This is a genomic window from Exiguobacterium sp. s181 (assembly GCF_018617125.1).
Lineage (GTDB): Bacteria > Bacillota > Bacilli > Exiguobacteriales > Exiguobacteriaceae > Exiguobacterium > Exiguobacterium profundum.
Window position 1 is genome coordinate 814,542 of the sequence record NZ_JACSJM010000001.1, and the last position, 15,886, is coordinate 830,427.

A 15,886-nucleotide genomic window follows, 5' to 3' on the forward strand; every position below is an offset into this window, starting at 1 on the left:
ATGAATATGACAAAGGAGATGTTAGGAATGGCTAGTCAAGTTGCGCTCAACACATTGAACAAAGAAGTAGCGAACTATGGATTACTGTTTGTGAAACTTCATAATTATCACTGGTATATCAGTGGACCGCACTTCTTCACGTACCATGAAAAACTAGAAGAGCTCTATAATCTAGTGGCAGAACTTTATGATGACGTGGCAGAACGCCTACTAATGAATGACGGCGAACCGTTTGCGACGATGAAAGAGTATCTTGAACATTCGACGTTAAAAGAAGGCGATCGTCATGCCGAGACAGATCAGATGATTAAAGACATCATCAGTGACTTCAAACAAATCCGTCAAGAGATGCAAGATGCGATGGAGAAATTTGAGGATGGCGATGAGGCGATTGAAGATACATTCGTCTCTCATATCGAACGACTCGAAAAAGAAATTTGGATGATGTCTGCAGCCCTCGGGAAGAAAACAAAATTATAAACATAAAAATGGTGCGCCTTTGTCAGGCGCACCATTTTTATGTTATTTCAAGTTTTCTGGATTAAGCGGAAGCAAGGCATCGATGACGAAACGTCCGTCTTTTCGGATGAGTACATCGTCGAACCAAATTTCGCCGCCACCGTAATCCGGGCGCTGGATGTTGACAAGATCCCAATGGACAGATGAGTTGTTGCCGTTATAGGCTTCATCATACGCTTGACCTGGCGTGAAGTGGAAGCTGCCGTCAATTTTCTCATCGAAGAGGATATCTTTCATCGGATGTTGAATGTATGGGTTCACACCGATTGCGAACTCACCGACGTAACGGGCTCCTTCATCTGTGTTGAACACTTCATTGATTCGTTCTGTATCATTAGCCGTCGCATCTACAATCTTCCCGTCTTTGAACGTCAACTTCACATTCTCGAATGTGAATCCTTGGTATGGAGATGGCGTATTGTACGTGATCACGCCATTGACCGAGTCTTTTACCGGTGCTGTGAACACTTCACCATCTGGAATGTTCATTTGACCCGAGCACTTGATTGCCGGAATATCTTTTATGGAGAACGAGAGGTCCGTTCCTGGTCCTTTCAACGTGACACGGTCCGTCTTGTTCATCAATTCGACCAATCCGTCCATTGCACGGTCCATCTTTCCGTAATCGAGCGTACATACATTGAAGTAGAAGTCTTCGAACGCTTCTGTCGATTTTCCAGCAAGTTGCGCCATCGATGGAGATGGATAACGAAGGACGACCCATTTAGTTCCTTTGACCCGGTCTTCGGTATGCATTTTCCCAAGAGTGGCACCGACGAGTTTTTGTTGCTCACTCGGCACGTCAGAGAGTTCGTTGATGTTATCACCAGCACGTAAGCCGATATAGGCATCCATTGCCTGCATCTGTTTACGCTCGATGTCGGCCATGAGTTCGAGTTGCTCTCGGCTTGCGCCCGTATATAACTTACGTAAGATACGGCTCTCTTTCAACAAGACGAATGGGTGTCCGCCTGCCTCATATGCTTTTTCGACGAGTGCCTCAACGAGCGACTCCTCGACGCCAAAGTTCTCAATCAGTACCTTTTCCCCCGGTTGTAGCTTGACGGAATAATTGATTAAACCGTCTGCTAACTGTGTAATTCTTGGATCTCTCACACGATCACCCCTAATTATTTTTATGAATTTCTATTTTAGTGTAATCGAAAACATAAAAACGGGTAAAGGAATAATCAGACCCAATGGCGAAAACGGTTGTAGCAAATCTTTTCAGTCATAATGGTGCTATAATGAAACAAGAAACGATTGAATAGGAGGAATGGATTGAATGGAGATCACATTAGGAGGCATCGCTGGCCTGATTGCGGCGCTCGCGTTTGTCGTACTCGTCATCTTCTTGGCGCGTGTATTGTCGAATGTAAACCGTACACTCGGAAGCGTCGCCAACACGACCGAAAATTTAGAACGCCAGCTCGATGGAATCACAATGGAAGTGACGGCGCTCTTACATAAGACGAACCGTCTCGTGGACAACGTCGAAGAAAAAACAGAATTGCTCGCACCCGTCGCTCATGCGCTTGATGAGTTAGGGACATCATTGAACGAGGTGACCGAGTCTGTTCGTACCGTCTCGACATCTGTCCACTCGGCAGCAGACGAAAACAAAGAACAGATTGCGCAAGCCGTCCGATGGGGGTCGGTTGCGGTCGAATTGTTCAAGAAGAACAAGCCGGAAGCATCTGCTTCAAAAGAACGTCCACGTCGCCGTACACGACGTGAAAAGAAAGCAGAAACACCTGTATCACCTGATTTGATTCAAACGGACGATACAATCAAATAACTAAATTTCGGGGAGGAACTCACACATGACAGACCAAAAGCAATTAACAGAACAGAATCAATCAAGTAGCGGATTTTTGACGGGTGTCATCCTCGGAGGGATTGTCGGAGCAGCGGTTGCCCTCTTAACATCACCGAAAAACGGACGTGAAGTTCGAACGTACCTTGACGAGAAGACGTCAACATCGCGAGAACGTCTGACTGTCAAATCGAAAGAAATGCGTGAGAAAGCAGAACCGGTCGTTGGGGAATGGATTAAAGTGGCGAGCGATAAGGCGGCACCTGTCCTCAATATCGTAAAAGATAAGGCGCGTGAGGCAGCAGAATTAAAGCAACAGATCGATGAGGACGAACTCTCGATTGAAGAGGCGATGGAGAAAGCGGATCAGCTCGTCGCGGAAGCGGAATCGGAAGTGAAAGAACAGATGGACCGTGCGGCTGAAGAAGAGGCAAATCCATCGAACGCATCGGATTCTGAATCAAACGATTCGCTCGAAGCACCTGTCAATGAGTTGCTTGATGAGGAATCGAAAGAAGAACTCAATGATTTGAAGAAAGACCTTAAAAAAAATGAATGACATGTAAGGGCCGAATGCATTCGGTCCTTTTTTGGTGATTTTGTGACGTAGAAGGTTTCCTTATGACAAAGCGCACAAAGTTCGATATAATTAGGAATCTGGAAAGAACGGCTTAAGAATGTGAGGGAAACTATGAGTCCACAAGATCAATTGAATCGATTACGTCGAGAAATGGATGAATTGAACCATGAAATGCTCGACTTGCTAAGTCGGCGTGGTACACTTGCCGTCGAAATTGGAAAAATCAAACGTCTTCAAGGCGTCGAACGTTATGATCCCGTCCGCGAGCGCGAGATGCTCGATTTTATCGCCGCTTCAAATCAAGGACCGTTTGAAACGTCACGTCTTCAACATATCTTTAAAGAAGTCTTTAAAGCGTCTGCTGAATTACAAGGGGAAGACCGTGATAAAACGCTTCTCGTTTCGCGGAAGCGTCAACCGGAAGACACGTTGGTCCACGTGAAGGACGTGACGATCGGAAACGGGCGTCCACAATTGATTGCGGGACCGTGTGCCGTTGAATCGTTTGAACAAGTGAATGCGGTCGCAGAAAAACTTGCATTATCGGGAGTTAAAGTGATGCGAGGTGGTGCTTATAAACCGCGTACGTCTCCTTACGATTTCCAAGGCTTAGGCTTTGAAGGATTGAAGCTGTTGAAGACAGCAGCTGACCGACACGACCTACGAGTCATCACGGAAATCATGACTCCCGGCGCAGTGGAATCGGCGTTACCATATGTCGATATCATTCAGGTCGGGGCTCGCAACATGCAGAACTTCGATTTGTTAAAAGAAGTCGGGAAGACAGACAAACCGGTCTTGTTGAAGCGCGGATTATCCGCTACAATCGAAGAGTTCATTTATGCGGCAGAGTACATTATGGCGAGCGGGAACAGCCAAGTCATCTTATGCGAGCGGGGAATTCGAACGTATGAACGAGCAACACGTAATACGTTGGACATCACGGCTGTGCCGATTTTGAAGCAAGAGACGCATCTACCTGTCATGGTAGACGTCACGCATTCGACGGGTCGTCGTGACTTGTTGTTACCGGCTGCAAAAGCGGCCCTTGCCATCGGAGCTGACGGTGTGATGGTAGAAGTGCACCCGAATCCTGCCATTGCATTATCGGATGCGCAACAACAATTGGACTTCGATCAATTCGATCAATTTGTGGAAGGACTCACCGTCCAGTTTCCCCGACTTGATTTGGTGAAAAAGTAAGCTTTCCAAATGGAAACGTTTTATATCGCATGAAGACAGGGTAAATGGATGACAGATACCTGTCTTCCTTTTTTAAGATGTTTTATGAAAACTTTTTGAAAATCAGGACTTGTAGGAGGAGTAGTTTATGAATAGTAACAACGTAACGATTTACGATGTCGCACGAGAAGCCGGGGTGTCAATGGCAACCGTTTCTCGTGTCGTCAACGGAAACCCGAACGTCAAACCGACAACACGCAAGAAAGTACAGGATGCGATTGACCGTCTTGGTTATCGTCCGAACGCCGTCGCGCGTGGACTTGCGAGTAAAAAAACGACAACGGTCGGTGTCATCGTACCGGATATCTCGAACATCTTCTTTGCTGATTTGGCACGAGGCATTGAAGACGTGGCGACGATGTACAAATACAACATCATCCTTGGTAACTCGGATTCGAGTCGTGACAAGGAAGTGCATTTACTCAATACGTTGTTAGGGAAGCAAGTGGACGGCATCATCTTCATGGGTGGACGTTTGCATGAAGACCTCGTCGAAGAGTTCAAAAAATCACCGGTTCCAATCGTTCTCGCAGCGACGTTGAACCAAGGATATGATCTCCCTGCCGTCAACATCGATTATGAACAAGCCGCATATGACGCGACTCAGATGTTGATCAACCACGGACATGATCGTGTTGGATTTATCACTGGACCGCTCGAACAACAAATCAATGGCGAGAAGAAATTCGCTGGATACCGTCGCGCGCTTGAAGATGCAGGTCTTCCATTCCATGATAACGATATGATTCTTGGAAATTATACGTATGCGTCTGGTCTCGAGGCGATGCAAAAAATGTTGCAGCGAGATGATTGCCCGAAAGCCATCTTTGCGGGGACGGATGAGATGGCACTCGGTGTCATCCACGCGATCCAAGATGCAGGTTACTCGGTTCCAAACGACTTTGAAGTCGTCGGTCACGATAACACGCGTCTCGCGACGATGATTCGTCCGAAGTTGACGACGGTCGTTCAACCGATGTACGATATCGGAGCCGTCGCGATGCGTCTCTTGACTAAGATTTTGAACGCGGAAGAAATCGAAGAGAAAAACGTCGTGCTTCCTCACCGAATCGAACGCCGTGACTCGCTTCGTCAGGACTAAAAGAAAAGCTGCCCGTTCATCCATTTTTGAGATGAACGGGCAGCTTTATTTATAAATAAATCGATTTTCGATCATTCGAGATGAACGGCCAAAAGGCACGCTTCGTGACTTCCCAATTCTTTTCTTCAATTTGTTGACGCCGCGGGATATGATCAAACGCGTAAAGAGAGTCGTCCCACCGAGTGGGTAACGGTTGACCAGCGACATCGGACCATTGCTCAATCCACTCGGTCGGGATATCTCCGGCATAGGGTGTCTCTCTCGTCAGACCGGCCCACACTTGTGCCCAGGCGCGAGGAACGGCTCGATACCAGTCATAGCCGCCGCCACCAAGTGCGACGAGACGGCCGTCTGTATATTCATCGGCCAGGCGTGAGGCAATCTGCGGGATTTGTTCGAACGTCCGTATCGTTGATGCGAGATGGGTGAGTGGATCAAAGACATGGGCATCCGCACCATTCTGAGTCAGGATGATATCAGGTTTGAACCATTCGCACGCTTCACGTAAAACGGTCTCATAGCAAGTCAAAAATGAGTCATCTTGGGTGAACGCATCGACTGGTACGTTCCAACTGTAGCCGTATCCTTTCCCATTACCTCGTTCTGTCACCATTCCGGTACCCGGGAAGAGATAGCGACCTGTCTCGTGTATGGATAAAGTCATCACATCATCATCGTCATAGAAGAGCCATTGGACCCCGTCCCCATGATGCGCATCCGTATCTACATAGAGAACGCGCGACCCGTATTGTTTTCTCACATGTGCGATGGCGACGGCCGCATCGTTATAGACGCAAAATCCTGATGCTTTGCGCCGCATTCCATGATGTAGACCGCCCCCAACATGGAAGGCGCGCTCTGCTTTGCCGCTCGCAACTAGATCGAGCGCATGAATCGTCCCACCGACAAGCCGTGCGGCTCCCTCGTGTATCGTCGGAAAGATAGGGGTGTCTTCCGTACCGAGACCAAACTTATTCGCTTTCAGCGTGGAAAGTTCTCCTGCCCCCGCAGCTTGTACGGCTTCGATGTAGTCAAAGTCATGAACGAGCGCTAACGCTTCAACCGAAGCGAGTGGCGGAGATACACATTCCGATTTGGACAGTTTTCCGGCTGCAATCAATAGCGATGTCGTTAATTCCAGTCGTAACGGATTGAACGGGTGATCCTCATGAAAGCGATAAGACGTCTCGTCTTCGCCAAATATGTAAATCGGTCTCATCGCGACATCTCCGGACCGAGGACATCATAGCCTTCACGTTTCAACCGTTCGATGATTCGGAGCGGGTTCATCGTCTGGACGCGGAAAGAGATGATACGTTTATACGGATCGCTCGTCGGATGAACGAAGACGTTGATGATATTGACGTTTGTTTTGGCGAGGAGTCGGGTCACTTTTTCAAGTGTACCGGTCGTATTTTCGACAAGGATCTCGATTTGCGAACTTGGTTCGAGTGCGCCGGTCAATTGGACGAAGTAACGTAATAAATCGGTCTCTGTCAATACACCGACGAGTTTCCCTTGTTCGACGATGGGGAGACAGGTTAGCCGGTTTTCGTAAAACAAGGCAGCTGCATCTTCAAAGAAATCGAATGGATGCGCTGTCGGTACCTCGGATCGCATGATGCTCGATACAGGGTTTTGAAAGTCTGCGTTTTCACTTTCGGGATGAAAGACGCTCGTCGCACCACTCATCTCGAATTGGCCGACAATCCCGACGACTTGTCGAGCGGGATTTGTCACAATCAAATGTCGGACACGATGTTCACGCATTAATTTTGCGGCATGGGCAATCGTATTGGTCGGTTGAATCGTCACGACATGTCGATTCATCATCTGTTCGATTAACATGAAATCCCTCCTTAGTCGTACATAAATCGTCGGCGAAGACGAAGTGAATCAAAATGGTCGATTGATTCTTGTCGTACATTTTTTCCGATACGAGCCATCAAACAGTTGGCAGGATGGGAGGCAATCTCAGGATCGTCTGTCGGGAAGAAAACAAGTCCACCGTGATTCATCATCTTCTCCATGACTTTTCGATAATCCCAAATCGAGAGTCCACTACCTTTCAAATCCCAGTGCCAATAATATTCGGTCGTCAAAATCAAAAAGTCATCCATATGTGGGTCCATCATCGATACTTCGAGTAATTGTTTCCCGATTCGTTGACCACGGAAGCGAGGACTCACCTCGATTGCCCCGAGTTCAAGGATGTATGGGTCGTTTCCTTCACTCCAACGCTCATACGGGTCAGGATAGAGGAAAGTCACGTATCCAATCACGAGATCGTCTTGCCTGGCGACGATGATTCTTCCTTCTTTTAACCCAGCAATATCGACGAGTGCTTCGTGCTGATCTTCCGGTTCACGAAAAGCTGTCAATCCTTCATCAAGACGATACGTCCGTAACACGTCAGGCGCCACCGGACCATCAATCGTGACGTCACCTTGTGAGGTCTGCCACACTTTTGAATGATATTGTTTTTCCATAGGGTCACCACCTTTTCCATCTCTTATTATAGCGCTTTCATCAAGCTGGAATCATCCTGTTTTGATGAAATTGGAAATTCATTGATTTGTCATAATTTTAACACTATACTGAAAGTGGTTATACCAATCTTTACAGGGGAGGCGAATCTTTAGCGATGGAAAAATTGAAAGCGTTAACAGGGGAACATCAATTAGCGTCGTATGAAGAGGCTTGTCAGTCGTTTGAATGGACACAAGCAGAAGCATTGTTTTCATGGAATTTGACGGGGAAAGTCAATTTGGCATATGAAGCCATCGATCGCCATGCGGAAAGTGAATTGGCGACAAAAGTGGCACTGCTTTATTTCGATGGGGATCGAGAAGAGCGGTACACGTATGCGGATATGAAGAAAGAAAGTAATCGTTCTGGTAATGTTCTGAAGTCGATTGGTGTGGAGAAAGGCGACCGCGTCTTTATCTTTATGCCACGTCAGCCAGAACTTTATTTTATTTTGCTCGGTGCAATCAAACGAGGGGCCATCGTCGGTCCTCTCTTTGAGGCGTTCATGGAACAGGCGGTTCACGACCGTTTGCTCGACTCGGAAGCGAAAGTGATTGTGACGACGAAAGAACTGTTGCCGCGCATTCCGGTCGATCAGTTGCCTCATTTAGAGACCATTCTACTCGTTGGGGACGATGTCGAAGAGTCGGAAAAGGTGCTCGATTATCGTAAACTGGCGAACGATGCGACGACAGATCTCGAATTGACGTGGGTCGACCGTGAAGACGGTCTGATTTTACACTATACATCGGGCTCAACAGGAAAACCAAAAGGGGTTCTCCACGTCCATAATGCGATGATTCAACATATGATGACCGGCAAATGGGTACTCGATCTTCAACCGGATGATATTTACTGGTGCACGGCTGACCCGGGATGGGTGACGGGGACGAGCTACGGTATTTTTGCGCCTTTCTTAAATGGTGCGACAAACGTCATCGTTGGTGGACGCTTCAATCCTGAATTTTGGTATTCGGTCATTGAACGGTTTGGCGTGACAGTTTGGTATAGTGCCCCGACGGCGTTCCGCATGCTCATGGGCGCTGGCGACGAAGCGTTTGAGAAGTATGATTTGTCTTCACTTCGTCATATTTTATCCGTCGGTGAGCCGCTAAATCCAGAAGTCATTCGTTGGGGACACGAAGCATTTGATCTTCGAATCCATGATACGTGGTGGATGACAGAGACCGGTGCGATGATGATTTGTAACTATCCGACGATGGACATCAAACCGGGCTCAATGGGGAAACCGATCCCAGGTTGCGAAGCGGCTATTTTGGATGACCGGGGTCAACCACTTCCACCACACCGAATGGGGAACTTGGCACTCAAGACGCCTTGGCCGTCGATGATGCGGAAGATTTGGAAGAACGATGCGAAGTATGAGAGTTACTTCTGGGGAGATTGGTATGTGTCAGGTGATTCTGCTTATATGGACGAAGACGGCTATTTCTGGTTCCAAGGTCGGGTCGACGACGTCATCATGACAGCAGGAGAACGGGTCGGACCGTTTGAAGTGGAAAGTCGACTCGTGGAACATCCGGCTGTGGCTGAAGCGGGTGTCATCGGAAAACCGGACCCGGTCCGAGGTGAAATCATCAAAGCGTTCATTGCGCTACGTAAAGGTTATGAACCGTCTGATGAGTTAAAACAAGAAATCCAGCAATTCGTCAAAGAAGGATTGGCTGCGCATGCAGCACCACGTGAGATCGAATTCAAGGACAAGTTGCCGAAAACACGAAGCGGGAAGATCATGCGTCGTGTCTTGAAGGCTTGGGAATTGAATCTTGAAACAGGTGACCTCTCGACGATGGAAGATTAAGATAAACAAAGGGTCGACACATCGTGTGTCGACCCTTTGTTTATTCACCGTTAGCATCAGCATCAGCCTCTTCTTCAGCCTGTTGTTCGGCTTCTTCAGCATCTTCTTCAGCTTTCTTCTTCGCTTCTTCCTCAGCTTTTTTCTTTGCCTCGGCGTCTGCTTTTTGTTTAGCTTCTTCTTCAGCTTTTTTCTTAGCGGCAGCATCGGCAGCAGCCTCTTGTTTCTTCTCCTCAGCTTCTTTCTTTGCTTCTTCGGCCTCTTTCTTGGCCTCTTCTTCTTTCTTCTTCTCTTCCTCTTCTTTTTCTTTCTCTTCTACTTTCTTCTTCTCAGAGAACGAACCTGAGTCTTGGAAGTCTTTCGAAGTGACGGTTGAAGGTTGTGAGAAGCGGGCGCTGACACCTAAAGCTTCTGGGTCATCCGCATAGACACGATTCATCGTTTGCGACCAGATGCGCTGTGTCCGTTGATAGTAACGTCCATAATCCCAACCATCTAGCATTGAAAGGCGTTGTGAATCATAACCTGACCAAACAGCGAGTGTAACGTTCGGGTTCGACCCGACCAAGTACGAATCACGTTGATCGTTCGTTGTACCGGTTTTACCCATCCAATCGCCAGGAACGCTGAGCAATGATTGTGCATATGTCGCAGTACCTGACGTGTAGACGTCACGGAGCATGTCCACTACGAGATAAGAGGTACGTTCTGTGAAAATACGCGTTTTCTTCGGCTTCGCTTCGTAAATGACTTCACCTTGATATTCGATTTCTTGGATGAAGTACGGTTCCACGTGTTCACCGTAATTTGCTAGCATCGCATAAGAGGCGGCCAAATCGATTGGCTTGACTTCCCCGGTACCGAGTGCCATCGCTGAAGCATAACGGTTTCCTTCAGATACCGGAATCCCCATGTCGACTAATTTCTGCGTATCAGCAGGTTTTTGGTTACGTTCTTCATAAATCTTAACAGCCGGAACGTTCAAGGAGAGCTTGAGCGCATCGCGTACTGTGACAGCACCGCGATACGTTTTCCCTTCGTTTTGAACTTGTTTCTTCGGTTGTCCGGGACCCGTGAACTTATAAAAATACTCCTCGTCAATGATTTGAGTGGCAGGTGTAATCATGCCAGCTTCAATCGCATTTGAATAGACAAGAATCGGTTTTGCAGTCGATCCGATTTGACGTTCTGCCCAGAAAGCACGGTTCAAATCGTCGGTCTTGCCATTGATATAGCGACCTCCGACGAATCCGAGTACTTTCCCGGTCTTATTCTCAATCATGACAGAAGAGGTTTGTTCAGGAAGTGTGCGGTTCTCATCTTTAATCGTTTGATTCGGTCCGAAGTTGCCAGCGTTTTTAGCCGGTTGTTGCATCGCTTCGTGAATTTCTTTATCCAATGTCAAACGGATGTTGAACCCACCTTGACGCAACATGTTATGAGCACGCTTCGCATAAGTCGAACGGACAGAGTCCTGTTCCTCCGAGCTCAACTCATTGATTTCAATCCCATCTTGCTCCAATAGATAATCCGTTACGATTTGGCGTGCTTGAAGTTCTGCTTCGTCTACCACGTACGGATATTTGTCGCGAGGCTTCGTCTGAGTCTGCATGAAGTCTTGCGTGATGTCGTAGTTATAAGCGGCATCATATTCTTCTTTCGTGATCTTTCCTGCAACGTACATGCGGTTCAATACCGTTTTCATTCGGTTAACCGCACCCGATACGTCCTCTTTGATGACGCCACCTTGATAGTAAGGTGTGTAGAAGAATGGGTTTTTTGGGATACCGGCAAGGAAAGCGGCTTGTGGAAGTGTCAATTTCTCTGCCGAAGTATTGAACACACCGCGAGCGGCGGCCTCAATCCCTGAAATGTTACGTCCCATCGAGTTACGTCCGAATGAGACAACGTTCAGATAGGCGTTTAAAATTTCATCTTTGTCCATCGCTTTCTCTAGACGAAGGGCGAGTAATATTTCTTTTGCTTTCCGTTCGAAAGATACTTCGTTCGTCAACATTTGGTTTTTAATCAATTGTTGCGTCAACGTTGAACCACCCGTGCGATCTTCAGATCCTGTTGCTTCTTGTAAAATAGCGCGCAACGTCGCTTTTGGAACGACGCCATCGTGCTCATAGAATTCGACATCTTCCGTCGCAAGTAGTGCATCGACGACGTATGGAGAAACTTTTTCTACTGGAATCGGGATTCGTACCTCATCGGTCGTATAGTTCCCGATGCGCTCCCCGCTTCCGAAGTAAATATTGGAAGTCGATGTATACGTATTGATTTGCGCAGTCATCGTTTTATAAGCCGGGGTCGGCATATCTTTGACGAGTGACGCGAAATATCCGACACCAATTCCAGCACCTAAAAACCCGATGAGTACAACAGAAATGATGGTCAGGAGTAGGACGTTCCACGACACATCATACATAACATTGGCATAACGACGTACTTTCAATGACGTCGGATTATTCCATAAGTCTCGAATCTTCTGCAGCATGACAGCCTCCTTAAATATGGTGTAAAACTATTTTAGACAGTAATATATTCGATTATAGCACAATTCAACCTACACCTTACCTCGAAACCGAAGTCTCGTGCAAGTTTCATTGTAAGAGTTGACAAGTTGAAATCGATGCTTATAAAATGAATAGCATAGTCAACAAGATAATGACGCTGTGAAGAAAGCGAAGTAGTCGACGGGCCTCTTGTCCAGAAAGCTAGTGGTTGCTGTGAACTAGCCAATGTCAATCGATGAATTACACTTTTAGAGCGTGCCTTCGGGCCGGTTCGAGACCGTTATCTCTCGCTCAAGCGGTCGCAAATTGCGACAAGTAGGGTGGTACCGCGGAATCTCCGTCCCTTCTCATATGAGAAGGGACGTTTTTTTATGTCAATCGAAGGAGTGGAACAAATGGAACTATTAAACGATTTAGAGTTTCGAGGACTTGTCAACCAAATGACAGATGAAGAAGGATTAAAAGAACAACTCAAGCAACCGACGACGTTATACACGGGATTTGATCCGACAGCGGACTCGCTTCACATCGGGCACTTGCTCCCGATCTTGACGCTAAAACGTTTCCAGCAGGCCGGCCATCAGGTCATCGCGCTCGTCGGTGGGGCGACAGGGATGATTGGTGACCCGTCTGGTCGTTCGGATGAACGTTCACTAAACACGTTGGATACGGTCAAGCTCTTCTCCGATCGCATCAAGGATCAGTTGAGCCGATTCCTTCCACTTGAAGGGGAGAACCCGATCACGATTCGCAACAACTACGAATGGACGGAAGAGATGTCAATCATCGACTTCCTGCGCGACATTGGGAAGCATTTCCCAATCAGTTACATGCTTGCGAAAGACTCTGTCGATTCACGTATGGAGAACGGGATCTCGTATACAGAGTTCTCTTACATGTTGCTCCAATCTTACGACTTCTTGAAACTATACGAGACAGAGAAATGTCGTCTTCAAGTCGGTGGAAGTGATCAATGGGGGAACATCACGGCAGGTCTTGAATTGATTCGTCGCTTTGGTCACTCTGAAAAAGCGTTCGGTCTCACCGTGCCACTCGTCACAAAGTCGGACGGACAAAAGTTCGGGAAGACAGCGGGCGGTGCAGTTTGGTTAGATGCGGATAAGACGTCGCCATATGAGTTCTACCAGTTCTGGATCAACGTCGACGATGCAGATGTCATCAAGTTCATCAAATACTTCACGTTCATGTCGCATGAAGAGATTGAGGCACTTGCAGCCGAAGTGACAGAAGCGCCTGAAAAGCGCGTGGCACAGCGCCGACTCGCAGAAGAGATGACAAAGCTTGTCCACGGTGAAGCAGGACTTGAACAAGCGGAGCGCATCACGAAAGCGTTCTTTAGCGGAGATTTGACGTCGCTTCAACCGGAAGATATGGAAGATGCGTTTAAAGGCATGCCGCAATTCGAACTTGACGGTGAACGCAACCTTGTCGACCTCCTCGTCGAGGCGAACATCTCACCATCGAAACGTCAGGCACGTGAAGACGTGACGAACGGCGCGATTTACTTGAACGGTGAACGCGAACAAGCACTTGATAAAGTCGTCACTCGCGAAGACACGCTCGGTGAATTCACCATCATTCGCCGCGGTAAGAAAAAGTACTTTGTGATTCGTCACGTATAAACATCCTGTCCGTTCCTTATTTGTTGAGGAATGGACTTTTTTTATACATGACGTGCGGTTCGGATTTGCTAAAATGGGGAGATAGGAGGAATGACGATGGAGATAGAAGAATTTTTCGGCGACCAGTTCCATCAATGGCGTGAACACTTTCGGTATTATGAAATGGCGATCACGGAACTCGAGAGCGACCTCGGGATCATCGACTTGGATTGGCAGACGAGACTGGGGTATTCACCGATCGAACATGTGAAGACGAGGATGAAGACATTGCCGTCTATCGTGCGTAAGATGAAACGGAAAGACTTACCTTTAGAGGTTTCGGCACTTTGGGAGCATGTGCACGATGTGGCGGGCATTCGGATTGTCACGAGCTTCCGTGATGACATATATGAGATTTTGCGTCATCTAGAGGCGCGAGATGATTTAGATATCATCGAAATAAAAGATTACATTAAATACCCAAAACCGAGCGGGTATCGAAGCTTACATCTCATCGTGAAAACAAAAGTCTACTTGGCCGAACGAATCATTTGGGTACCGGCGGAGATTCAGATTCGGACACTTGCTATGGATTTTTGGGCGGCGACGGAACATAAGCTTCAATATAAATATCAGCATGAAGTACCAGATTCATCGAAAGAAGAGCTGATTGAAGCGTCACTCATGGCGGATGCCCTCGATACGCAAATGGGACGCATTCGACAAGAGATTTTGAAGAAATAAAAAAATCCCCTTCGTGAAGAAGGGGATAAAAAGCATTAACGTGAGTAGTACTCGACGATGAGTTGCTCTTTGATTTGGTCGTTGAGTTCAGCGCGTTCTGGGAGACGTACGAATGTACCTTCGAGTTTCTCAGCGTCAAACGATACGAAGTCTTTTGTAGCTGGTGCTACTTCAAGTGCTTCAGCGATTGCTTTTACGTTTTTCGACTTTTCACGAACTGCGATGACTTGACCTGGTTTTACGCGGTAAGACGCGATGTCAACGCGTGATCCATCAACAGTGATGTGACCGTGGTTGACGAGTTGGCGTGCTCCACGACGTGTGCGAGCGAGGCCGAAACGGTAAACGAGGTTGTCAAGGCGTGATTCGAGCAAGAACATGAAGTTCTCACCGTGGATGCCTGGCATTTTACCAGCATCGTTGAAGATGCGGCGGAATTGCTTCTCGTTCACTCCGTACATGTGACGAAGTGCTTGCTTCGCTTGAAGCTGAAGACCGTATTCTGAGATTTTCTTACGACCATTTCCGTGTTGACCTGGTGCGTAAGGACGTTTTGCTAATTCTTTACCCGTTTCGCTAAGCGAGATGCCTAAGCGACGCGAGAGTTTCCAAGCTGGACCTGTGTAACGAGCCATGATTGGACTCCTCCTTGTTGTTCATGTATTTTGCACAAAAGAACAACGGTGTCAAAGACGAGTAACGCCCCTTTCTAGGTGCAAGCACCTTCACTTGATAGCGAAGCTACGAGATGCCCCTCCGACAAAAGTCGAGGCCCGAAAGGTGGATACGTTTGTCTGTGACTGCTATCGTCATTTCATGCACAAAGATGAGTATACGATGAATACCATCTCTTGTCAATCAAATATAGCGAAGAAGTGTTTCGCAAAAACGTTCGAGTCCTTGACGGTCGATTTCTGAGAAACGGTCGAACTCCGGGCTATCGATATCGAGCACGCCAATCGTTTTCCCGTCACGTACGAGAGGGACGACGATTTCAGAGTTCGAAGCCGCATCACATGCGATATGACCAGGGAATTGATGAACATCGGCCACGAGCTGTGTTTCTTGTGTAGCTGCCGCAGTTCCGCAAACCCCTTTACCGAACGTGATGTGAACGCAAGCCGGGAGTCCCTGGAATGGTCCTAGAATGAGACTGTCTTCAGAATCAGTCACGTAGAATCCGACCCAGTTGATCCGATCTAAAAATTGGTTGAGTAAAGCGCTGGCGTTGGCAAGGTTGGCCACTGTATTTGTTTCGCCCTCTAATAATGCGGCGAGTTGCTTGTTTAATAGGTCGTAACCGGCTGTCAAATCACCTGAGTACGATGTCGTTTGGAACATATGAATCCCCTTCCATCTTTCATGTTTTTAGAATTTAGCATTATGGTACA

15 protein-coding genes and 1 other annotated feature are annotated in these 15,886 nt (G+C 47.5%); of the genes, 8 read left to right on the forward strand and 7 right to left on the reverse strand.

The window, feature by feature from the left end; translation table 11 throughout:
- The first annotated feature begins 27 nt into the window (after positions 1-27).
- The gene (locus tag KNO70_RS04230) at positions 28-480 is read left to right on the forward strand and encodes a Dps family protein (protein WP_012726754.1); all 453 of its coding nucleotides are present in this window, start codon (positions 28-30) and stop codon (positions 478-480) included.
- A 42-nt stretch (positions 481-522) separates the two neighbouring features.
- On the opposite strand, the gene KNO70_RS04235 is transcribed toward KNO70_RS04230, so the two are convergent.
- On the reverse strand, positions 523-1,635 hold the full coding sequence (locus KNO70_RS04235; protein ID WP_012726753.1) for an aminopeptidase: 1,113 nt from the start codon (positions 1,633-1,635) through the stop codon (positions 523-525).
- Between the two features lie 169 nt (positions 1,636-1,804).
- Between KNO70_RS04235 and KNO70_RS04240 the strand changes: the two genes are divergently transcribed.
- The 4 genes from KNO70_RS04240 to ccpA all read left to right on the forward strand — a co-directional run bounded on the left by KNO70_RS04240 (position 1,805) and on the right by ccpA (position 5,259).
- On the forward strand, positions 1,805-2,317 hold the full coding sequence (locus KNO70_RS04240) for a DUF948 domain-containing protein (protein ID WP_012726752.1): 513 nt from the start codon (positions 1,805-1,807) through the stop codon (positions 2,315-2,317).
- Positions 2,318-2,342: 25 nt separating this feature from the next.
- Entirely contained in the window at positions 2,343-2,894 is a 552-nt protein-coding gene (locus KNO70_RS04245; RefSeq protein WP_078147207.1) for a YtxH domain-containing protein, read from the forward strand.
- Positions 2,895-3,026: 132 nt separating this feature from the next.
- A complete protein-coding gene (locus KNO70_RS04250; RefSeq protein ID WP_078147206.1) occupies positions 3,027-4,118 on the forward strand; it encodes a bifunctional 3-deoxy-7-phosphoheptulonate synthase/chorismate mutase in 1,092 nt (363 codons plus the stop codon).
- Positions 4,119-4,245: 127 nt separating this feature from the next.
- Positions 4,246-5,259 (forward strand): catabolite control protein A, encoded by a 1,014-nt coding sequence (gene ccpA, locus KNO70_RS04255; protein ID WP_074033452.1) that lies wholly within the window; start codon positions 4,246-4,248, stop codon positions 5,257-5,259.
- 49 nt (positions 5,260-5,308) lie between these two features.
- Here the strand turns inward: ccpA and KNO70_RS04260 are convergent, their stop codons facing one another.
- Genes KNO70_RS04260 through KNO70_RS04270 form a run of 3 tightly spaced genes read right to left on the reverse strand, consistent with a single transcriptional unit; the run spans position 5,309 to position 7,748 of the window.
- On the reverse strand, positions 5,309-6,478 hold the full coding sequence (locus tag KNO70_RS04260; RefSeq protein ID WP_078147205.1) for an acetoin utilization protein AcuC: 1,170 nt from the start codon (positions 6,476-6,478) through the stop codon (positions 5,309-5,311).
- Complete coding sequence (locus tag KNO70_RS04265; RefSeq protein WP_012726747.1) at positions 6,475-7,107, reverse strand: acetoin utilization AcuB family protein; 633 nt, start codon at positions 7,105-7,107, stop codon at positions 6,475-6,477. Before KNO70_RS04265 ends, KNO70_RS04260 begins: the two co-directional genes overlap by 4 nt.
- Before the next feature lie 11 nt (positions 7,108-7,118).
- A complete protein-coding gene (locus tag KNO70_RS04270; protein WP_078147204.1) occupies positions 7,119-7,748 on the reverse strand; it encodes a GNAT family N-acetyltransferase in 630 nt (209 codons plus the stop codon).
- Between the two features lie 155 nt (positions 7,749-7,903).
- Here KNO70_RS04270 and acsA point away from each other — a divergent pair, with 155 nt between their 5' ends.
- The gene (acsA, locus tag KNO70_RS04275) at positions 7,904-9,610 is read left to right on the forward strand and encodes an acetate--CoA ligase (RefSeq protein ID WP_074036486.1); all 1,707 of its coding nucleotides are present in this window, start codon (positions 7,904-7,906) and stop codon (positions 9,608-9,610) included.
- Between the two features lie 40 nt (positions 9,611-9,650).
- Here the strand turns inward: acsA and KNO70_RS04280 are convergent, their stop codons facing one another.
- Entirely contained in the window at positions 9,651-12,110 is a 2,460-nt protein-coding gene (locus KNO70_RS04280; protein WP_214811289.1) for a transglycosylase domain-containing protein, read from the reverse strand.
- A gap of 169 nt (positions 12,111-12,279) precedes the next feature.
- Positions 12,280-12,477 (forward strand) — a binding site (T-box leader).
- 47 nt (positions 12,478-12,524) lie between these two features.
- Here KNO70_RS04280 and tyrS point away from each other — a divergent pair.
- Entirely contained in the window at positions 12,525-13,772 is a 1,248-nt protein-coding gene (tyrS, locus tag KNO70_RS04285) for a tyrosine--tRNA ligase (protein ID WP_078147201.1), read from the forward strand.
- Positions 13,773-13,868: 96 nt separating this feature from the next.
- On the forward strand, positions 13,869-14,495 hold the full coding sequence (locus tag KNO70_RS04290; protein ID WP_214683959.1) for a GTP pyrophosphokinase: 627 nt from the start codon (positions 13,869-13,871) through the stop codon (positions 14,493-14,495).
- 35 nt (positions 14,496-14,530) lie between these two features.
- On the opposite strand, the gene rpsD is transcribed toward KNO70_RS04290, so the two are convergent.
- Together rpsD and KNO70_RS04300 are read right to left on the reverse strand one after the other, a co-directional pair.
- On the reverse strand, positions 14,531-15,130 hold the full coding sequence (rpsD, locus tag KNO70_RS04295) for a 30S ribosomal protein S4 (protein WP_031423120.1): 600 nt from the start codon (positions 15,128-15,130) through the stop codon (positions 14,531-14,533).
- A 223-nt stretch (positions 15,131-15,353) separates the two neighbouring features.
- Entirely contained in the window at positions 15,354-15,836 is a 483-nt protein-coding gene (locus tag KNO70_RS04300) for a GAF domain-containing protein (protein ID WP_078147200.1), read from the reverse strand.
- Between the last annotated feature and the right edge of the window lie 50 nt (positions 15,837-15,886).